At 73.2% G+C, this 20,763-nt stretch carries 18 protein-coding genes; 15 read left to right on the forward strand and 3 right to left on the reverse strand.

Annotation, left to right across the window (positions count from 1 at the left end; all coding sequences use genetic code 11):
- The first annotated feature begins 35 nt into the window (after positions 1-35).
- From IEZ05_RS23700 to IEZ05_RS23720, 5 genes are all read left to right on the forward strand, one after another.
- Positions 36-1,601, forward strand: coding sequence for a PucR family transcriptional regulator (locus IEZ05_RS23700; RefSeq protein WP_189232249.1), 1,566 nt, complete (start codon positions 36-38; stop codon positions 1,599-1,601).
- Positions 1,602-1,703: 102 nt separating this feature from the next.
- Complete coding sequence (locus IEZ05_RS23705) at positions 1,704-2,546, forward strand: nitrilase-related carbon-nitrogen hydrolase (RefSeq protein WP_189232250.1); 843 nt, start codon at positions 1,704-1,706, stop codon at positions 2,544-2,546.
- Positions 2,547-2,574: 28 nt separating this feature from the next.
- On the forward strand, positions 2,575-3,981 hold the full coding sequence (gene hydA / locus IEZ05_RS23710; protein WP_189232251.1) for a dihydropyrimidinase: 1,407 nt from the start codon (positions 2,575-2,577) through the stop codon (positions 3,979-3,981).
- Between the two features lie 11 nt (positions 3,982-3,992).
- Entirely contained in the window at positions 3,993-5,015 is a 1,023-nt protein-coding gene (locus tag IEZ05_RS23715) for a TIGR03842 family LLM class F420-dependent oxidoreductase (protein ID WP_189232252.1), read from the forward strand.
- Positions 5,016-5,134: 119 nt separating this feature from the next.
- Positions 5,135-6,661, forward strand: coding sequence for an NCS1 family nucleobase:cation symporter-1 (locus IEZ05_RS23720; protein WP_189232253.1), 1,527 nt, complete (start codon positions 5,135-5,137; stop codon positions 6,659-6,661).
- 16 nt (positions 6,662-6,677) lie between these two features.
- Here the strand turns inward: IEZ05_RS23720 and IEZ05_RS23725 are convergent, their stop codons facing one another.
- From IEZ05_RS23725 to IEZ05_RS23735, 3 genes are all read right to left on the reverse strand, one after another.
- Positions 6,678-7,343: a hypothetical protein gene (locus IEZ05_RS23725; protein ID WP_189232254.1), complete on the reverse strand. Its 666-nt coding sequence runs from the start codon at positions 7,341-7,343 to the stop codon at positions 6,678-6,680.
- A 129-nt stretch (positions 7,344-7,472) separates the two neighbouring features.
- Positions 7,473-8,537: a lipoate--protein ligase family protein gene (locus IEZ05_RS23730; RefSeq protein ID WP_189232255.1), complete on the reverse strand. Its 1,065-nt coding sequence runs from the start codon at positions 8,535-8,537 to the stop codon at positions 7,473-7,475.
- 73 nt (positions 8,538-8,610) lie between these two features.
- Positions 8,611-9,243 carry a UbiD family decarboxylase domain-containing protein gene (locus IEZ05_RS23735; protein WP_229869826.1) on the reverse strand — a complete coding sequence of 211 codons (633 nt, stop codon included), beginning with the start codon at positions 9,241-9,243 and terminating at the stop codon, positions 8,611-8,613.
- Between the two features lie 30 nt (positions 9,244-9,273).
- On the opposite strand from IEZ05_RS23735, the gene IEZ05_RS23740 reads away from it, so the two are divergent.
- The 10 genes from IEZ05_RS23740 to IEZ05_RS23785 all read left to right on the forward strand — a co-directional run bounded on the left by IEZ05_RS23740 (position 9,274) and on the right by IEZ05_RS23785 (position 20,715).
- Entirely contained in the window at positions 9,274-10,287 is a 1,014-nt protein-coding gene (locus IEZ05_RS23740) for a CobW family GTP-binding protein (protein ID WP_189232256.1), read from the forward strand.
- Between the two features lie 376 nt (positions 10,288-10,663).
- Complete coding sequence (locus tag IEZ05_RS23745; protein WP_189232257.1) at positions 10,664-12,499, forward strand: gamma-glutamyltransferase family protein; 1,836 nt, start codon at positions 10,664-10,666, stop codon at positions 12,497-12,499.
- 82 nt (positions 12,500-12,581) lie between these two features.
- Positions 12,582-13,430 carry an inositol monophosphatase family protein gene (locus tag IEZ05_RS23750; protein WP_189232258.1) on the forward strand — a complete coding sequence of 283 codons (849 nt, stop codon included), beginning with the start codon at positions 12,582-12,584 and terminating at the stop codon, positions 13,428-13,430.
- A 121-nt stretch (positions 13,431-13,551) separates the two neighbouring features.
- Positions 13,552-14,961, forward strand: a complete 1,410-nt coding sequence (locus tag IEZ05_RS23755) for a phytoene desaturase family protein (protein WP_189232259.1) — start codon at positions 13,552-13,554, stop codon at positions 14,959-14,961.
- The gene (locus tag IEZ05_RS23760; protein WP_189232260.1) at positions 14,958-15,467 is read left to right on the forward strand and encodes an O-acetyl-ADP-ribose deacetylase; all 510 of its coding nucleotides are present in this window, start codon (positions 14,958-14,960) and stop codon (positions 15,465-15,467) included. The genes IEZ05_RS23755 and IEZ05_RS23760 overlap by 4 nt, the downstream gene beginning before the upstream one ends.
- A 111-nt stretch (positions 15,468-15,578) precedes the next feature.
- On the forward strand, positions 15,579-17,168 hold the full coding sequence (locus IEZ05_RS23765; RefSeq protein ID WP_189232261.1) for an ABC transporter substrate-binding protein: 1,590 nt from the start codon (positions 15,579-15,581) through the stop codon (positions 17,166-17,168).
- Between the two features lie 20 nt (positions 17,169-17,188).
- Positions 17,189-18,157, forward strand: a complete 969-nt coding sequence (locus tag IEZ05_RS23770; RefSeq protein WP_189232262.1) for an ABC transporter permease — start codon at positions 17,189-17,191, stop codon at positions 18,155-18,157.
- Between the two features lie 5 nt (positions 18,158-18,162).
- Positions 18,163-19,071 (forward strand): ABC transporter permease, encoded by a 909-nt coding sequence (locus IEZ05_RS23775; RefSeq protein WP_189232263.1) that lies wholly within the window; start codon positions 18,163-18,165, stop codon positions 19,069-19,071.
- Positions 19,068-20,051: an ABC transporter ATP-binding protein gene (locus tag IEZ05_RS23780; protein WP_229869827.1), complete on the forward strand. Its 984-nt coding sequence runs from the start codon at positions 19,068-19,070 to the stop codon at positions 20,049-20,051. The genes IEZ05_RS23775 and IEZ05_RS23780 overlap by 4 nt, the downstream gene beginning before the upstream one ends.
- Entirely contained in the window at positions 20,044-20,715 is a 672-nt protein-coding gene (locus IEZ05_RS23785; protein ID WP_189232264.1) for an ABC transporter ATP-binding protein, read from the forward strand. Before IEZ05_RS23780 ends, IEZ05_RS23785 begins: the two co-directional genes overlap by 8 nt.
- Positions 20,716-20,763: the final 48 nt, after the last annotated feature.

A 20,763-nucleotide genomic window follows, 5' to 3' on the forward strand; every position in this document is an offset into this window, starting at 1 on the left:
CGCTGAGCCGTGCACCGAGCGGAGGAACCGCCGCCATGACCACCACCCGGGAGTCCTGGGAACCCGCCCTGTCGGTCCGTCAGGTCCTCGCCCTGGAGCGGGTGCTCGCCGGGCAGCCCGAGGTGGTGGCCGGCGCCGGCCTGCTCGACCGGCCGGTGCGCTGGGTGCACGTCGCCGAGGCCGCCGACGTCGGCGTGATGCTCAGCGGCGGCGAGATGGTCCTCACCACCGGGGTGCTGCTCGCCGGGGACGAGGACCGGCAGAGCGAGTACATCCGCTCCCTGCACCGCGCGGAGGCCGCGGCCGTCGTCCTCGGGCTCGGCCGCGCCTTCCCCGCGCCGCCGGACGTGATGCGCCGGACGGCCGAGCGGTGCGGGCTGCCCATGGTCGTCCTGCACCGTCCCTTCCCCTTCGCCGAACTGACCGAGGAGGTCCAGTCCCGGCTGCTGCGCCGCAAGTACGCCGCCGTCAGCCTCTCCGAGGCCGTACGCACCGAACTGACCGGCCTGATCACCGCGGGCGCCCCCGTGCAGCGTCTGCTCGACGAGGTGGCCCGGCACGCCGGCTGCCCGGTCGTCGTCACCAACCTCGCGCACCGCGTCCTCGCCACGTCGGGGGAGCGGGCGGCCGTCGACGACGTGCTGCGCGACTGGGAGCGCATCGCCCGGCAGGCCGGTGCCGGCGCCGCCGACGGCTGGATCCGCGCCGAGCTGACCTGCCGCGGGGAGCGCTGGGGGCGGCTGGTGCTGTGCGGCCACCGCGGCGACCGGGCCGCCGGACGGCTGCTCGCCGACCGCGCCGCCGAGGCCCTCGTCCTGCACCGCATGCTCGGCGGCCCCGCGACGCCCTCCTGGGAGGAGCAGTCCGCACGGAGCCTGCTCACCGACCTGGCCGGCGGGGCCGTACCGGCGCGGCAACTGCTGCCGCGGGCACGGGCGGCCGGACTGCCGGTCAACCGGCGCGTCTTCGTCCCGCTGGCCGTCCGCGACGGGGACCCGGCCCGCCTCGACCGCGTGCTGCGGCTGCTGGGCCTGCCGGGCCTCGCCGCCCGGCTCACCGACGACACGACCGCCGTACTGCTCAGCCTCGCCCGGGACCAGGACGCCAGGGCACTGACCGAGCACTTCGCGGCCCGGCTGCGCACGGAACCCGGCGCCACCGGCACCGTGGTCGCCGCGGCCGACGCCCGCACCCTCTGGGACGACGTACCGGCCGGCCTGCGTGAGGCGCAGCACGTCGCCGACGCCGTCACCGACTCCGCGGCGGCCCTCGACCTGCCGCCCGTCGTCCGCCTGCGGGACATCCACCTGCGCGGCCTGGTGCGGCTGCTGCGCGACGACCCGCACGTGCAGTCCTTCGCCGAACGGGAGCTGGGCGGGCTGCTGCGCGGCCCCGACGAGGACCTGCTCCCCGTCCTGCGCACCTACCTCGCCACCGGCCGCAACAAGTCCCGCACCGCCCAGCTCCACCACGTCTCGCGCCCCGCCCTCTACCGCCGCCTGGAGGCCATTCAGGCCAGGCTCGGCGTGGACCTCGACGACTTCGAACAGGCCGCGTCCGTGCACATCGCGCTCCTCGCCCACGACGCACAACAGGGGTGACACCGTGCAACGCCCGACTCCCGCTGACGTGACACCGTGCCCGTCGAACCGGCCGGCCGCCGTCCCTACGCTCGCAGCACACCGAGCGAGTGGAGGCCGAAGATGAGCCGAGTGATCCGTGCCGCGCTCTTCCAGACCGCATGGACGGGCGACAAGGAATCGATGATCCAGGTCCACGAGCAGGCGGTCCGCGACGCCGCCGCCCAGGGAGCCCAAGTCCTCTGCTTCCAGGAGCTGTTCTACGGACCCTACTTCTGCCAGGTCCAGGACCCCGAGTTCTACGCCTACGCCGAACGCGTCCCCGACGGCCCGGTCGTCGAGCGCTTCCGGCGGCTCGCCCGCGAGCACGGCATCGTCCTGGTGCTCCCCATGTACGAGGAGGAGCAGCCCGGCGTCCTCTACAACACCGCCGCCGTCATCGACGCCGACGGCTCCTACGTCGGCAAGTACCGCAAGACCCACATCCCGCAGGTGCGGGGCTTCTGGGAGAAGTTCTACTTCCGTCCCGGCAACTCCGGCTGGCCCGTCTTCGACACGGCCGTCGGCCGCATCGGCGTCTACATCTGCTACGACCGGCACTTCCCGGAGGGCTGGCGGGCGCTCGGCCTCCAGGGCGCCGAGGTCGTCTTCAACCCGTCGGCGACCTCACGGGGCCTGTCCGGCTACCTGTGGCAGCTGGAGCAGCCGGCGGCGGCCGTCGCCAACGAGTACTTCGTCGGCGCCATCAACCGCGTCGGCGTCGAGGAGTACGGCGACAACGACTTCTACGGCACCTCGTACTTCGTCGACCCCGAGGCGCAGTTCGTCGGCGAGGTCGCGAGCGACAAGGACAGCGAACTCGTCGTCCGCGACCTCGACATGGGCAAGCTGCGCGAGGTCCGCGACCGCTGGCAGTTCTACCGCGACCGGGCGCCGGGCGCGTACGCGCCGCTGACCGCGCCCTGACCGACCGCTCCCGACAGGAGGGACCAGCATGACCAGCAGTCGTACCGTCATCCGCGGTGGTCTCGTCATCACCGCGTCCGACGAGATCCACGCCGACGTGCTGATCGAGGACGGCCGCGTCGCCGCCCTCGCCGCGTCCGGCACCCCGGCCGCCGAGGGCCTCACGGCCGAGCGGACGATCGACGCCACCGGCAAGTACGTGATCCCGGGCGGCGTCGACGGCCACACCCACATGGAGATGCCCTTCGGCGGCACCTACGCCGCGGACACCTTCGAGACGGGCACCCGGGCCGCCGCCTGGGGCGGTACGACCACCATCGTCGACTTCGCCGTCCAGAGCGTCGGGCACTCCCTGCGCGAGGGCCTCGACGCCTGGCACGCCAAGGCCGAGGGCAACTGCGCGATCGACTACGGCTTCCACATGATCGTCTCCGACGTGAACGAGAAGACGCTCAAGGAGATGGACCTGCTGGTGGAGGAGGGCATCACCTCCTTCAAGCAGTTCATGGCCTACCCCGGTGTCTTCTACTCCGACGACGGCCAGATCCTGCGGGCCATGCAGCGCGCCGCCGGCAACGGCGGACTGATCATGATGCACGCCGAGAACGGCATCGCGATCGACGTCCTCGTCGAGCAGGCCCTCGCCCGCGGCGAGACCGACCCCCGCTACCACGGCGAGGTCCGCAAGGCCCTGCTGGAGGCCGAGGCCACCCACCGCGCCATCCGGCTCGCCCAGGTCGCCGGCGCGCCGCTCTACGTCGTGCACGTGTCGGCGCAGGAGGCGGTCGCCGAGCTGACCCGGGCCCGCGACGACGGCCTGAACGTCTTCGGCGAGACCTGCCCGCAGTACCTGTTCCTGTCCACCGACAACCTCGCCGAGCCGGACTTCGAGGGCGCCAAGTACGTGTGCAGCACGCCGCTGCGTCCGCGCGAGCACCAGGCGGCGCTGTGGAAGGGCCTGCGGACCAACGACCTCCAGGTGGTCTCCACCGACCACTGCCCCTTCTGCTTCACGGGCCAGAAGGAGCTCGGCCGCGGCGACTTCTCCAAGATCCCCAACGGCATGCCGGGCGTCGAGAACCGCATGGACCTGCTCCACCAGGCCGTCGTCGACGGGCACATCAGCCGGCGCCGCTGGATCGAGATCGCCTGCGCCACCCCGGCCCGCATGTTCGGCCTGTACCCCAAGAAGGGCACCATCGCGCCCGGAGCCGACGCCGACATCGTCGTCTACGACCCGCACGCCGAGCAGGTCCTGTCCGCCGAGACCCACCACATGAACGTCGACTACTCGGCGTACGAGGGCAAGCGGATCACCGGCCGCGTGGAGACCGTGCTCTCGCGCGGCGAGCCGGTCGTCACCGAGCGGGAGTACACCGGCCGCAAGGGCCACGGTGTCTACACCCCGCGCTCCACCTGCCAGTACCTGAACTAGGAGCGGTGCCCATGGACTTCGGACTCGTCCTGCAGACCGACCCGCCGGCCTCCCGTGTCGTCAGCCTGATGCAACGGGCCGAACGCAACGGGTTCACGCACGGCTGGACCTTCGACTCCGCCGTGCTGTGGCAGGAGCCGTTCGTCATCCACAGCCAGATCCTGGCCCACACCACGAGGCTCAAGGTCGGCACGATGGTCACCAACCCGGGGACCCGCACCTGGGAGGTGACCGCGTCCACCTTCGCCACCCTCAACGACATGTACGGCAACCGCACCGTCTGCGGCATCGGCCGCGGCGACTCCGCGATGCGCGTCGCCGGACGCAAGCCCAACACCCTGGCCCGCATCAGCGAGGCCATGAAGGTCATCCGGGCGCTGGGCAGGGGAGAGGAGGCCGACCTCGGCGGCGGCACCGTCGTCAGGTTCCCCTGGATCAAGCCGGACGCCGAACTCCCCGTGTGGATGGCCGCGTACGGGCCGAAGGCCCTGAAGATGACCGGCGAGGAGGCCGACGGCTTCATCCTCCAGCTCGCCGACCCCTACCTCACCGAGTACATGGTCCGGGCCGTCAAGGACGCCGCGACGGCGGCCGGCCGCGACCCGTCCGAGGTGACGGTCTGCGTCGCCGCCCCCGCCTACGTCACCGCCGACGACTCGCCCGAGGCACTCGCCCACGCCCGCGAGCAGTGCCGCTGGTTCGGCGGCATGGTCGGCAACCACGTCGCCGACCTGGTCGCCAAGTACGGCGAGCACTCCGCCGCCGTCCCCGACGAACTCACCGACTACATCAAGGCCCGCCAGGGCTACGACTACGCCCACCACGGACGCAGCGGCAACCCGGACACACAGTTCGTACCGGACGAGATCGTCGACCGGTTCTGCCTGATCGGACCGGTCGAGAAACACATCGAGAAGCTGACCGCCCTGCGCGCCCTCGGCGTCGACCAGTTCGCCGTGTACGACATGCACGACGCACAGGAAGCCGTCATCGACGCGTACGGCACCCAGGTCATCCCGGCCGTCAACGACTGACCCCACCAGGTTCTCCCCCCTTCCCGCCACCGGCGGGAAGGGGGCCAGGGCGCACCCGCGCACCCCCCTCGGCACCGCCCGCACGGCCTCTCCCGACCCACCGCATGATTGGCCTGCCCATGACCGACACCGCGCCCTCCGCCATACCGCCGTCCGCCCAAGTCACCCTCCCCGACGGGCGCGTGGAGCTCGCCCCGGGGACCCCTCCGCCGAGCGGCCCGTACGCCAACGAGGACCTGCTGCCGGTCCCGGTCGGCAAACGCACCTGGACCACGTACAACTTCTCCGCCCTGTGGGTCGGCATGGCCCACAACACGGCCTCCTGGACCCTGGCGTCCGGTCTGATCGCCGTCGGCATGGACTGGAAACAGGCGGTGTTCACCATCGCCCTGGCCAACCTGATCGTGCTCGTCCCGATGCTGCTCACCGGGCACGCGGGACCCAAGTACGGCATCCCCTTCCCCGTCTTCGCCCGCGCCTCCTTCGGCATCCGGGGCGCCAACCTGCCCGCCGTCGTGCGGGCGCTGGTGGCGTGCGGCTGGTTCGGCATCCAGACCTGGATCGGCGGCGAGGCCATCTACTTCCTGGCCGGCAAGCTGATCGGCGACGGCTGGACGGAGGCCGGCACGGTCGGCGGCTACGCCTGGACCATGTGGCTGTCGTTCGCGATCTTCTGGGCCATCCAGGTCGCCGTCATCTACCGGGGCATGGAGACCATCCGCCGCTTCGAGAACTGGGCGGCGCCCTTCGTCCTGGTCGGCGCGTTCGTGATGCTGTGGTGGATGACCGACCGGGCGGGCGGCTTCGGCCCGCTCTTCGACCAGCCGTCGAAACTGGGCTGGGGCGGCGACTTCTGGAAGCTGTTCTGGCCCTCCCTCATGGGCATGATCGGCTTCTGGTCCACGCTGTCCCTGAACATCCCCGACTTCACCCGCTACGGCAAGAGCCAGCAGGCCCAGACCCGCGGCCAGGCCCTCGGCCTGCCGACCACCATGACCCTGTTCGCCTTCCTGTCCGTCATGGTGACCTCCGGCTCGCAGGCGGTCTACGGGGAACCGGTCTGGGACCCGGTGCAGCTCGCCGCGAAGACGGACAACGCGGTGGGCCTGCTCTTCGCCCTCGTCACCGTCCTGGTGGCGACCCTGTCCGTGAACGTCGCGGCCAACCTGGTCTCGCCGGCCTTCGACTTCTCCAACGTCGCGCCCCGCAAGGTGAGTTTCCGGGCGGGCGCGCTCGTCACCTGCGTCCTCGCCGTGCTGATCTTCCCGTGGAAGCTGTACTCCGACCCGCAGGGCTACATCTTCACCTGGCTCGGCCTGGTCGGCGGGCTGCTCGGCACGGTCGCCGGCATCCTCATCGCCGACTACTGGATCCTGCGCCGCGCCCGCCTCGACCTCGTCGACCTGTACCGCGCGGGCGGACGCTACTGGTACACCGGCGGCTGGAACTGGCGGGCGGTCGTCGCCTTCGTCACCGGCGGTGTCCTCGCCGTCGGCGGCGCCGACTTCCACCCCTTGATCGACGGCCGGCCCGTGCCGTTCCTCGAACCGCTGGCCGACTACGGCTGGGCGGTGGGCCTCGGCACCTCGATGCTGCTCTACCTGCTGCTGATGCTGCCCGGCGCCCGGAACCGGGCCGCCGGCTGAGAGGCCGTCGGGGCGGTCAGCCGGCCTGGCCGCCCTGCAGGGCGGCCACCGCCTCCTTGGCCGCCTTGATGGCCCCCTTGTTGATCTCTTCCGTGCCGGGGGCCTTCCCGGTCTCGAAGTCACTGCCGTTGTACGTGATCGTCACCAGGGCGTTGGCCGCGCGGACCAGCACGGTGCCCTCCCGGGTCTGCTGCTTGTCCTCGGTCGTGAGGTTGACGACGGAGTACGCCTGGTCGCCGAGCCCCGGGACGTCGCCCCCGCCGCTGCGGTCGGCGACCCGCTCCTTGTACGACTTCCGCGCCGCCTCGTCCGAGGCCATCACCTCGTAGGAGACGTCCAGCCAGCGGTAGTCGTATCCCTTGAGCGCGTTCCACGAGCAGGTGCGGCGCACCTTCGTGTCCGTCGACGGGATCTCCTTGCCCTCCGTCCTGGCTCCCGGGACGAGCGACGTGATCGTCTTCCGGGCCAGGCTCCCGCAGGGCGCCGGGGCGGCGGCGTACGTCTTCGTCACCGCCTGCGTCGCCGGGGCCGAGGCGGACGGGCGCCCGCCGTCGGGCGGCGTGCTGTCCTCGGCGGCCGGTGTCGTGTCCGGCCCGGACGACAGCGCCCAGCCCGCCGTGGCGAGCACGGCGACCGGGGCCAGGCGCGCGGTCAGGGCGAGCGGCAGGGGAAGAGAACGCACGGCGCACTTCTCGTGGGGGACGGTGCGGAGGGGTCCGCACTGCGGACGGGGACGCCAGTGTCACACGAGTACCTGTGGGGCGGAAGGGCGAACTCGCTGCGTGCCCGGCCGGTGACGGAGACGGACCCGTCAGGGCACCCGGGCCGTCCACCGCGGTGAGGAGAACTTCGTGCGGGCCAGTTCCCCGGCGCGGGCCAGTTCCTCGTCGGTCACCTTGCCCTGGGTGAGTCCGTACCGGGCGCCGAAGGAGGCGATCATCCGCTCGATCACGGTCTCGCGCGGCAGACCGGTCTGGCGGCGCAGCGGGTCCACCCGCTTCTTCGCGCTCTTGATGCCCTTGTCGCTGAGCTTCTCCCGCCCGATGCGCAGCACCTCGAGCATCTTGTCGGCGTCGATGTCGTAGGACATGGTCACGTGGTGCAGCACCGCGCCGGGGCTGCCGCCGTGTCCCACGATCCGCTTCTGCGCGGCGCCCGCGATCTTGCCCTGGTCGGTGGCGATGTCGTTCAGCGGCTGGTACCAGGCGCGGATGCCCATGTCGCCGAGGGCGCCGAGCACCCAGTCGTCGAGGTAGGCGTAGCTGTCCTGGAAGGACAGGCCCTGCACCAGCGCCTCCGGCACGGACAGCGAGTAGGTGATCGTGTTGCCCGGCTCCACGAACATGGCGCCGCCGCCGGAGATCCGGCGCACCACCTCGACGCCGTGGCGCTCGGCGGCCTCGGCGTCGACCTCGTTGCGCAGCGACTGGAAGCTGCCGATGATCACCGCGGGGGAGCCCCACTCCCACACCCGCAGCGTCGGCGGGCGGCGGCCGGCCGCGACCTCGGCGGTCAGGACCTCGTCCAGGGCCATGTGCAGGGCGGGGGGCTGCGGAGCCTCGTGGATCAGCTGCCAGTCGTAGTCCGTCCAGTCCGTGGCGTGCGCGAGGGCCCGGCGCACGGCGATGCCGACGCCCTCCGAGGTCAGCCCGTACATCACGGTGCCCTCGGGCAGGGCCGCGTCGATCCGCGCGGCCAGTCCCGCGGCGTCGGTGTCGGCCGGGGCGCCCTCCAGCGCACGGTTCACGGCGTCGAGCGCCTCGTCCGGCTCGAGGAAGAAGTCGCCCGCCACGCGCACGTGCCGCAGCACCCCGTCCTCGGCCTCCACGTCCACGACGACCAGCTTGCCGCCGGGGATCTTGTACTCACCGTGCACCGTTCCGCCTCCGTCTCCGCACATGGGAGGCAACAGCGGGGCGGACGGTGATGTTCCCCGGCGGTCCCTCCGGTCATCCGGTCCCGTCGCCCAGCAGACGGCGCGCGGTCCGGCGGCTGTCCTCGGCCACGGTGATCCGGACGCCGTCGAACCCCGGTCCCCGGGTGGCGTCCAGCGCCATGCGGGAGGTCGTGCCGTCGGCCGTCGAGGACGGATCGAGGGGGCTGCCCGGCAGCCCGTCCACGACGAACACGTCGCGGTGCGGTTGCAGGTGGGTCGCCAGCGCCCAGAGCACGTGCTCGTCCCGGGTGACGTCCACGTCGTCGTCGACGGCCACGACCGTCTTCAGGTACGGGTCCCAGCCCAGCAGGCCCAGCATGACCTGCCGTGCCTGGCCGGGGCGGCTCGGGCGCAGCGCGACGTAGGCGTGGAAGTGGGTGCCGGAGGTGGGGTAGTGCAGGGCGGTCACCTCGGGGAAGCGCTCCCGCAGCTTCTCCGCCATCTCCGACTCGCGGGGGATGCGGGCGAGGTTGAGGTGCTCGGCGGTGTTCCCGCCGACGACGTCGAGCAGCAGGGCGTCGCGGCGGCGCAGCACCGTCTCGACGGTGAGGACGTTGTGCGTGGAGCGGTCGGAGGAGTAGCCGGAGAACTCGCCGAACGGTCCCTCGTCGGCCCGCAGCCCGGGGTCGATGACGCCCTCCAGCACGATCTCCGCGCTCGCCGGGACCCTGATGCCGTGCCGAAGATCCCGGTGACCGTCCTGACCGGCTTCCTCGGAGCCGGGAAGACCACCCTGGTCAACCACATCCTCACCGCGCAGCACGGACAGCGCATCGCGGTCGTCGAGAACGAGTTCGGCGACATCCCGATCGACAACGACCTCGTCGTCAACTCCGACGAGGAGATCTTCGAGATGTCGAACGGCTGCTGCCTGTGCTGCACCGCCCGCACCGACCTGATCGACATCCTGGGCAGCCTCCGCCGGCGCGACGACCGCGTGGACCGGGTCCTGATCGAGACCAGCGGCATGGCCGACCCCAACCCGGTCGCCCAGACGTTCTTCGTGGACGACGACGTCGCCGCGCACTACGCACTCGACGCCATCGTCACCCTCGTCGACGCCAAGCACGTCACCGACCACCTCGACACGGCCACCGGCGACGGGGTCGGCCACCAGGTCGTCGACCAGATCGCCTTCGCCGACCGGATCGTCCTCAACAAGGTCGACCTCGTCGACGAGGAGCGGGTCCGCGCCCTGAAGACCCGGCTGCGGGGCATCAACGCCACCGCCGAGATCATCACCTCCAGCCACGCCGACGTCGACCTGACGGCCGTCCTCGGGATCGGCGCGTTCGACCTGTCCCACACCATGGCCGTCGACCCCGGCTGGCTGGACGAGCGCGACCACCACCACGACCCCGGCGTCACCTCGGTCAGCGTCGAGCTCCACGGGGCCCTGGACCGGGCGGCGTTGGAGAAGTGGCTGGGGGAGCTGGCGGAGCGCCGGGGTGCCGACCTGTACCGGCTCAAGGGCATCGTGGCGCTCGACGACCACCCCCGCCGCTTCGTCCTCCAGGGCGTGCACCGGATGTCCGAGCTGCGGCCCGCCTCGTCCTGGGGCAGGGAGCCGCGTACCGGCAAGGTCGTCTTCATCGGCCGCGACCTCGACCGCGACGAGCTCACCATGGGCCTCCTCGCCTGCCGCCGGGCGGTGCCGGCCACGTCGGTGCGGGAAGACGAGCGCGGCTGAAGGCCCGCCCGCCGGCGGCACCCACGGCTCGCCGCGGAGCATCCGCCCCGCCGGCCCGCCCGCGGGAGGACGTCGCGCTCCTCGTGCCCGGCACCCGCCTCCTCGATCCGGCCCGGGTGGCCGTCCGGGACGTGGACCGGGATCCGGCCGTCGTCTCCCGCGTCCGCCACGAGGTCACCGGCCGGCTCCCCGGACGCCGGTCTGCGAGGTCTCCGACGGAGGCAGTACCGCATCCGGTCGCAGCAGACACCTTCGTCGTACCCGGGACGGTGGGCCGCCGGGCCCGGAGCGGAAGCGTCGGGGCGGGGGAGCGGGGACGCGGGGCGATCGGTAGCCTGCTGGCTCGACGCTGCCCGACCGAGAGGTGAGAGGCCCCATGTTCACCACCCGACCCACCCTCCAGGGCACCTTCGGCATGGTGGCCTCCACCCACTGGCTGGCGTCCCAGTCGGCGATGGCGGTACTGGAGGACGGCGGCAACGCCTACGACGCCGCCGTGGCCGGTGCGTTCGTCCTGCACGTCGTCGAACCGCACCTCAACGGGCCCGCCGGAGAGGTGCCGATACTCCTCGCGCCGGCGGGCGGTGAGGTGCGGGTGCTGTGCGGGCAGGGCGTCGCCCCGGGCGGTGCGACGGTCGCCCACTACCGAGGACTCGGCCTGGACCTCGTGCCCGGCACCGGCCCGCTCGCCGCCGCCGTGCCCGGCGCCTTCGACGCCTGGATGCTCCTGCTGCGCGACCACGGCACCAAGCACCTCGCCGACGTACTGAAGTACGCCATCGGCTACGCCGAGCACGGGCACCCGCCCGTGGAGCGCTTCACGGAGACCGTCGAGACCGTCCGCGAGCTGTTCGAGACGGAGTGGACGTCCTCGGCGGAGATCTACCTGCCCGGCGGCCGGCCGCCCCGCCCGGGCGAGCTGTTCCGCAACCCCGCCCTCGCCGCCACGTGGAAGCGGCTGCTCGCCGAGGCCGCCGGGGCGGGCGACCGGGAGGCGGAGATCGAGACGGCCCGGGAGGTCTGGCGCACCGGGTTCGTCGCCGAGGCGTTCGTCCGGCAGGCCGGCCGGCCCACCCTGGACACCAGCGGCCGGCGCCACACCGGCACCCTGACGGCCGCCGACCTCGCCGGCTGGTCCGCGTCCTACGAGACGCCGGCGACGTACGACTGGAACGGCTGGACCGTGTGCAAGGCCGGCCCCTGGAGCCAGGGCCCCGTCCTGCTCCAGCAGCTGGCGCTGCTCCCGCCCGAGCTGCCCCGGTACGGCTCCGCCGACTACGTCCACCTGCTGGTCGAGGGCTGCAAGCTCGCCATGGCCGATCGGGAGGCCTGGTACGGGGACGCCGACGACGCGGCCGACGTGCCGCTCGCCGACCTGCTGTCGCCGGCGTACAACGCGGCCCGGCGCGAGCTCGTCGGGGACAAGGCCTCCCACGAGCTGCGGCCCGGCGGCCCGGGCGGGCGCACCCCGCGGCTCAGCGCCCACGCGCGTGTGGCGGCCGTCGAGAGGGAGGGCCTCGACGCCCTCGGAGTCGGCGAGCCGACCGTCGCCAAGGGCCCGGCCTCCCCGGTGCCCGGCGAGCCCGCCGTCGACGCCGACGGCGGCACCCGTGGCGACACCTGCCACCTCGACGTCGTGGACCGCTGGGGCAACATGGTCTCGGCCACGCCCAGCGGCGGCTGGCTCCAGTCCAACCCCGTCGTGCCCGAACTCGGCTTCCCGCTCGGTACCCGCCTGCAGATGACCTGGCTGGAGGAGGGCCTGCCGAACTCGCTCACCCCGGGCCGCCGGCCGCGCACCACCCTCACCCCGTCCATCGCCCTGCGCGACGGGGTGCCCGTCATGGCGTTCGGCACGCCCGGCGGGGACCAGCAGGACCAGTGGCAGCTGCACTTCTTCCTGGCGGTCGCCCTGCGCGCACCGGTGCGCGGCGGCCTCGACCTCCAGGGCGCCATCGACGCCCCGAACTGGCACAACGACAGCTTCCCCGGCTCCTTCTTCCCGCGCGGCATGCGGGCGGGAAGCGTCACCGTGGAGTCCCGGACGCCCGCGGAGGTCGTCGAGGAGCTGCGGCGCCGCGGCCACGACGTCACCGTCGGCGAGCCCTGGTCGGAGGGGCGCCTGTGCGCCGTCGCCCGGGACCCGCGGACCGGGACGCTGTCCGCGGCGGCGAACCCGCGCGGCGCACAGGGGTACGCGGTGGGGCGCTGAGCCGGCCACGTGTTCACGCCGATTCCACCCGGAGTGCACCACCCGGGTGAGGATTGTCAGTGGCGCGTGCTCTCATGGAGTCATGATCGAGAACAACGAAACCATCGACGAGTTTCTCGCCCGGCACGTCGACGACGTGGAGGAGGCCGTCCGCAAGGCGGCCGCCCAGGAGATCATGCCCCGCTGGCGCCGGCTCGCGGCCCACGAGGTCGACCAGAAGTCCGGCCCGCACGACCTGGTGACGGACGCCGACCGCAAGGCCGAGCGGTATCTGACGGAGGCACTGGTCGCCCTGCTGCCCGGATCGGTCGTGGTCGGCGAGGAAGCGGTGCACGCCAACCCCGCCTCGTACGACGCGATCCGGGGCGAAGCGCCGGTGTGGATCGTCGATCCCGTCGACGGGACGCGGCAGTTCGTGCACGGCGACTCCGGCTTCTGCACCCTGGTCGCGCTGGCACACCGCGGGGTGGTGCACGCCTCCTGGACCTACGCGCCCGCCCACGACCGGCTCGCCACGGCCGTCCGGGGCCGGGGAGCCTTCCTGGACGGCGAGCGGCTCTACGCCGGGCCGCCCGAGCCCGGGCACGACCTGCGGGTGGCCACCTCCCACCCGGACTACACGACGGACGAGCAGAAGCGCGCCCTGCTCAGCCTGCGCACCCCGGGCGTGGCACCCCGCGCCTGCGGCTCGGCGGGCCTCGAGTACCTCGCCGTCGCGCGCGGCGAGTCCGACGCCACGGCGTTCTCCTGGGAGGCGGCCTGGGACCACGCCGCGGGGCTCCTCCTGGTCGAGGAGGCGGGCGGCACCCACCTGACCCGCACGGGCGAACCCTTCCGCATCACCGGTGACAACGATCTGCCGTTCACCGCGGCCCGCGACGCGGCCACGGCCCGGCGGGTGGTGGCACTGCTCGCGGGGGAAGCCGCCTGACCCCGCGGGCAGCGGCGGCCGGGCCGTCCGGCCGTCACCCGCGGCCGGGGCGTGTCACTGCCCCGGCATATCCTGACCCCGAGTGGCCATCGGCTGACGAAGGAGTCCGAAGGTGCCGTCGATGCTCGATGCGGTCGTGGTGGGTGCGGGACCGAACGGACTGACGGCTGCCGTGGAGCTGGCCCGCCGCGGCTTCTCCGTCGCCGTCTTCGAGGCGCGGGACACCGTGGGCGGCGGCGCCCGGACCGAGGAGCTGACCCTCCCCGGCTTCCGCCACGACCCGTGCTCGGCCGCGCACCCGCTCGGCGTCAACTCACCCGCGTTCCGCGCCCTGCCCCTGGAGCGGTACGGCCTGGAGTGGCTGCACCCCGAGCTGCCCATGGCGCACCCGTTCCCCGACGGCTCGGCCGCCGTGCTGTCCCGGTCGGTCGGCGAGACCGCCGCCTCCTTCGGCCCGCGCGACGCGGGCACGTACCGCAGGCTGGTCGAGCGCTTCCTGCCCCGGTGGGACATGCTGGCCCGCGACTTCATGTCCCTGCCGCTCACCGCACTGCCCCGCGACCCGGTCACCCTCGCCCGCTTCGGCCTGGTCGGCCTGCCGCCGTCGACGTGGCTGATGCGCCGCTTCCGCGACGAGAAGGCGAGGACCCTCTTCGCCGGTCTCGTGGCGCACGTCATGGCCCCGCTCGGCGGCTTCGCCACCGGTGCCATCGGCCTGGTCTTCGCCCTCGCCGCCCACGCCCGCGGTTGGCCCGTGGCCCGCGGCGGCTCCCAGGCCATCTCCGACGCGCTCGCCGCGTACCTCACCGACCTCGGCGGCACGGTCCACACCGACTACGAGGTCAAGCGCCTCGACGACCTGCCGCCGGCACGCGCGTACGTCTTCGACACCTCGCCCACGGCCCTGGCCCGCATCGCCGGCCTGGGCAACTACTACGAGCACTACCGGTACGGGCCCGGCGTCTTCAAGATCGACTACGCGCTGGACGGCCCGGTCCCGTGGACGGCCGAGGCCCCCCGCACCGCCGGCACGGTGCAGGTCGGCGCCGACAGCACGGAGATCGGCACCGCCCTGCACGCCGCCTCACGCACCGACCGCGCGCCCGACCGGCCGTTCCTCATCACCGTGCAGCCCGGCGTCGTCGACCCCACCCGCGCCCCGGCCGGCAAGCACGTCTTCTGGGCGTACGGACACGTGCCCAACGGCTGGACCGGCGACCTCACGGACGCGGTCGAACGCCAACTGGAGCGCTTCGCCCCCGGGTTCCGTGACCGCGTCCTCGCCCGCGCGACCGCGGGCCCGCCCGAGATCGCCGCCCGCAACGCCAACTACGTCGGCGGGGACATCGCCTCCGGCGCGGTCTCCGGGCTCCAGCTCCTGCTGCGCCCCAAGCTCTCCCTGTTCCCGTACGCCACCCCGCACCCGGCCGTCTTCATCTGCTCGTCGGCCACCCCGCCGGGCCCCGGGGTGCACGGCATGTCCGGACACAACGCGGCGAAGGCCGTCTGGCGAAGACTGAGGCAGACATGACCACCATCACGCTGGTGCAGGGCGACATCACCCGCCAGAGCGCCGACGCGATCGTCAACGCGGCCAACTCCTCCCTGCTCGGCGGAGGCGGCGTCGACGGCGCCATCCACCGGCGCGGCGGCCCCGCGATCCTGGAGGCCTGCCGCAAGCTCCGTGCCGGCCACCTCGGCAAGGGCCTGCCCACCGGCCGGGCGGTCGCCACCACCGCGGGCAACCTGGACGCCCGCTGGGTGATCCACACGGTGGGCCCGGTCTGGTCGGCCACCGAGGACCGCTCCGGCCTCCTCGCCTCCTGCTACCGCGAGTCCCTCCGGGTCGCCGACGAACTGGGCGCCCGCACGGTCGCCTTCCCGGCCATCTCCGCCGGCGTCTACCGCTGGCCCCTGGACGACGCGGCCCGCATCGCCGTCGAGACGGTACGCGACACCGAGACGTCGGTGACGCAGGCCCGGTTCGTCCTGTTCGACGCCCGAGCGTACGAGGCGTTCGCGAGGCGGGTCGGCTGACGGACCCGAACCCCGCTCGCGCCCCTCTCGGAGTGCCTCCCCACCTGGCTTGACGCCGCTGTTGCGACTGATGTGCAATAGCGGCGCACCGACAACAAGCGTGGGGGAGACATGACGACCCGTCGGATACGAAGTGCCGCCGCCGCGGCGGCGTTCGCCGCCGGCGTCACCGCCTGTTCCGCACCGGGGGGCGGAACAGGCGGTGGCGCCGAGGCGGCGGAGTCCGTCGTGATCGGGGTGGCCTCCGAACCGGACACCCTCAGCCCCCTGCTGGGCTACGGCAAGGACGGGAACTCCAAGATCTTCGACGGGCTCCTCGCCCGCGACGCCGATCTGAAGCTGAAGCCCGCCCTGGCCGCCGCGCTCCCCGAGGTCGCCGACGGCGGCCGGACGTACACCTTCACCCTGCGCGACGGCGTGAAGTTCAGCGACGGCGAACCGCTCACGGCCGCCGACGTGGTCTACACGTACCGCACCGTCCTCGACGCGAAGACCAACAACACCGCCCGCAGCGAACTGGACGCCGTCAAGGACGTCCGAGCGAGCGGCGACGACACCGTCGTCTTCACCCTCAAGTACCCGTACGCGCCCTTCGCCGCGCGCACCGTGCTGCCCATCGTCCCCGAGCACATCGCGGGCGAACAGGACCCCAACACCGGGGACTTCAACACCGAGCCCGTCGGCACCGGCCCGTACGTCCTCGCGAACTGGAGCAAGGGCGAGAAGCTCACCTTCAAGGCCAACCCGCACTACTGGGGCGGCGAGCCCGCGGTGAAGTCCTTCACCATGGCGGTCATCGCCGACGACAACGTACGCGCCACCCGGCTGCGCTCCGGCGACCTCGACGGTGCCGTCCTGCCGCCCAACCTCGCCGCCACCTTCAAGAACGACGACGGCAGACGCACCTACGAGGCGAAGTCCTACGACTTCCGTGCCGTCACCCTGCCCACCGCCCACAAGGTGACCGGCGACCGCGCGATCCGGCAGGCCCTCGACGCCGCCGTGGACCGCCGGGCCATGGTCGACAAGATCCTCGATGGGGCCGGCACGCCCGCGTACGGGCCGCTGCCCGCGGACGACCCCTGGTACGCGCGGGACATCGAGCGCCCCCGTGACCTCGCCGAGGCCGAGCGCGTCCTGGACGAGGCCGGCTGGAAGCCCGGTTCCGACGGCATCCGTGCCAGGAAGGGACAGCGCGCCGAGTTCACCCTGTACTACCCCTCCGGTGACAAGGTCCGCCAGGACCACGCGCTCGCCTACGCCTCCGACGCCAAGAAGGCCGGCATCGAGGTGAAGGTGGAGAGCGCCACCTGGGAGGTCATCGAGCCGCGCATGAAGAACGACGCGGTGCTGGCGGGCTTCGGCAGCGTCGGCGACCCGGACTTCGGCCTCTACACCCTGCTGCACTCCTCCCTCGCCAACGACGGCTTCAACAACATGGCCGGCTACGACAACCCGGCGGTGGACCAGGCACTCGACGCGGGCCGCCGCGGCCAGGACGCGAAGACGCGCGGCGCCGCCTACACCGGCATCCAGCACGCGCTCGTCACCGATCCCGGCTACACGTTCCTCACCCACATCGACCACCTCTACGTGCTCGCCGACCGCTGGGACGGGCTGACCACCCAACTCGAGCCGCACGAACACGGGTTCGCCAGCGGCCCCTGGTGGAACATCGAGGACTGGCAGCCCAGGACATGAGCCGCCTCCCCTGGGGAGGAATGGCGCGCCTGGCGGGACGGCGGGCCCTGTTCGCCGTCCCCGTCGTCCTCGTCGTCACCTTCGGCGTCTTCGCGGTCGCCGCCGCCTCCCCCTTCGACCCCGTCAAGGCGTACGCCGGCACCGCCGCCCTCGGCGCCGACCAGGAAACCCTGGACCGGCTGCGGGACAACCTCGGCGTCGACCAGTCCTTCGTCGCACGCTGGTGGCACTGGCTGACCTCCGCGTTCACCGGCGACCTCGGCCACTCCGCGGTGATGCGGCAGCCGGTCACGCAGGTCATCGGCGAACGCCTCGTGTGGTCGGCCCTGCTGTGCGCCGTCGCCTTCGCCGCGGCCGTGCTGGCCGGCACGCTGCTCGGCGTACTCGCCGCCCGCCGCCCCGGCTCGATGCTCGACCGCGCCGTCACCTCGCTCGCCTACTCCCTGAAGGCGGCGCCGGTCTTCTGGACCGCGCTGCTCGCGGTGTGGCTGTTCGCCCTCCAGTGGGACGTCCTCCCGGCGGGCGGCCTGACCGACACCGCCAGCGAACAGGTCACCCCGGGGCAGGTCGCGAGCCACCTCGTCCTGCCCGCCGGTGTGCTCACCGTCTCCCAGCTGCCCTGGTTCACGCTGTACGTACGCCAGGGCGTCGGCGACGCCCTGGCCGAGGACCCGGTGCGCGGCGCCCGCGCCCGCGGCCTCGGCGAGCGGACCGTCCTGCTCGGCCACGCCCTGCGCTCCGGACTGCTGCCGGTGCTCACCCTGATCGGCTCCCGGGTGCCCGAACTCATCACCGGCGCCCTGCTGGTGGAGAGCGTCTTCAGCTGGCCGGGCATCGCGGCGGCCACCGTCGAGGCGGCCACCGCCGTCGACTTCCCGCTGCTGGCCGCCCTGACCACCCTCGCCACCGCCGCCGTCCTCGCCGGGAACCTGCTCGCGGACCTGCTGTACGGACTGTTCGACCCGAGGGTGAAGCTCAGTGAAATGTGACTCCCATGGCTGACTCCGTGGCCGACCCGGTGGCCGAGACGACCGCGCGGCCCACCGCCGCCTGGCGGTCGTACGGCGCGGCCCGTCGCTCCACCCGTGCCCTGCGGCTGCGCACCTCGGCCGCGGTGCTGGCCGTGACCGTCCTCGCCGTGCTGCTGGTGCCGCCGCTGGTCCAGCTCGACCAGCAGGCCGTCGACCTGGCCGCCAAGCTTCGACCGCCGAGCCCGGAGCACCCCTTCGGCACCGACGACGTGGGCCGCGACCTGCTGCTGCGCTGCGTGTACGGACTGCGCGTCTCCCTCCTCGTGGGAGTGGCCGCGGCGCTGACGGCGACCGTGGTCGGCACCGCCGTGGGGGCCCTGGCCGGGGCGCTGGGCGGCTGGGTCGACCGGACCGTGATGCGCGTGGTCGACGCGTTCTCCTCCGTGCCGCACCTGCTGCTCGGCATCTTCATCGTCGCCATGTTCCGGCCGGGCGTGTGGCCGGTGGTGATCTCGGTCGCGCTCACCCACTGGCTGTCGACCGCCCGCATCGTGCGCGCCGAAGTGCTGTCCCTGCGGTCGCGCCCCTACATCGACGCGGCGGTCACCGGCGGCGCCTCCCGGTGGCGGGTGACCGTACGGCACCTGCTGCCCGGCGTGCTGCCGCAGGCCGCGCTGGCCGCCGTACTGATGGTGCCGCACGCCATGTGGCACGAGTCGGCGCTGTCCTTCCTCGGGCTCGGCCTGCCCACCCACACCGCGAGCCTCGGCAACCTCATCCAGGGCGCGCGGGGCTCCCTGCTCGCCGGGCAGTGGTGGCCGACGCTCTTCCCGGGCCTGTTCATCATCGTCCCCACCCTCGCCGTCGCCGGTCTCGCCGGGGCCTGGCGGGAGCGGATCAACCCCCGCCGCCGATCGGAGCTGATGCTGTGACCGAGCGAACTTGCGTGCTGTCGGTGCGCGGGCTGTCGGTGCGCTTCCTCATGCCGGGCGGGCGGCGCGTCGCGGCCGTCACGGACGCGCACTTCGACGTGGCGGCCGGCGAGTGCCTCGCGCTGATCGGCGAGAGCGGCTGCGGCAAGTCCGTCCTGGTCTCCGCGCTCCTCGGCCTGCTCCCCGGCAACGCGCAGACCGCGGGCAGCGCGCTGCTCGGCGACCTCGACCTGCTCACCGCCGACGAACGGACCTTCTCCCGCGCCGTACGGGGCCGCCGCATCGGCCTCGTCCCGCAGAGCCCGGCGGCCCACCTCACGCCCGTGCGCACCATCCGCTCCCAGCTGGAGGAGACGGTCGCCGAACTCACCGGCGTACGGGGGCGCGCGGCGCTGCGCGGTGCCGCGGAGCAGGCCGCCGCACGCGCGGCCTTCCCGGCCGGCCACCTGGACCACCACCCGCACGAGCTCTCCGGCGGCCTCGCCCAGCGCGCCGCCACCGCCCTCGCCCTCGTCGGTGACGCCCCGCTGCTGCTCGCCGACGAGCCGACCACCGGACTCGACCGCGACCTGGTGGAGCGCACCGTCGACGAACTTCGGCGACATGTCGACAGGGACGGGGAGGGGAACCGGGCCCTGCTGATGATCACCCACGACCTGACCGCGGCCGAACGCATCGCCGACCGGATCGCCGTGATGTACGCCGGCCGCATCGTCGAACTGACCGACGCCGCCGCGTTCTTCGGCACGCCGGGCCCCCGCCACCCCTACAGCCGGGGCCTGCTCGAAGCCCTGCCCGACCGGGCCTTCACCCCCATCCCCGGCCTGCCGCCCGAACTCGGCGACCTCCCCGGCGGCTGCGCCTTCGCCGCCCGCTGCGACCGCGCGACCGACGCCTGCGCGAGCCTGCCGCGGCTGGCCGGCACGGTCGCCTGCCACCATCCGCACGCCGCGCTCAGGGAGGCGGCCGACCGTGCTTGAAATGCGCGCCGTCACCGCCGGCTACGTCAGGAACGTACCGGTCGTCCGCGACGTCTCCCTGACGATCCGGCCGGGGGAGTCCGTCGGGCTGCTCGGCCCCAGCGGCTGCGGCAAGTCCACCCTCGCGCGCGTCGCGGCCCTGCTGCACCGCCCCGACTCCGGAACCCTGCTGCTCGACGGCGAACCCGTACGCCGCTGGCGCCACCGAGCACCCCGCGCCCAGCGCACCGCCTTCGGCGTCGTCTTCCAGCAGGCGCGCCTCTCGGCCGACCCCCGGCTGCCGCTGGCCGACCTGATCGCCGAACCGCTGCGCGCCACCGGCCGGCGCGAGGGCCTCGCCGGACGGGTCGCCGAACTGGCCACCACCGTCGGGCTGACCACGGACCTGCTGAACCGGCGCCCCCACGAGGTCAGCGACGGCCAGCTGCAGCGGGCCTGCCTCGCCCGCGCCCTCGTCCTGCGGCCGCGCTGGCTGGTCTGCGACGAGATGACCGCGATGCTCGACGCGTCCACCACCGCCGCCCTCGTCGCCGTGGTCGAGGAGTACCGCGCCGCCACCGGCGCCGGACTGCTGGCCGTCGGCCACGACCGCACCCTCCTCGACCGCTGGTGCGACCGGACGGTCCACTGGTCCGCCCTGGGCCCGGACCCGCTCGACATGTAACGGTCAAGTCCGGTCCACGGGGTCACCAGTCGGGGTTCATCCGGCGCC

Source organism: Streptomyces flaveolus (assembly GCF_014648815.1).
Lineage (GTDB): Bacteria > Actinomycetota > Actinomycetes > Streptomycetales > Streptomycetaceae > Streptomyces > Streptomyces flaveolus.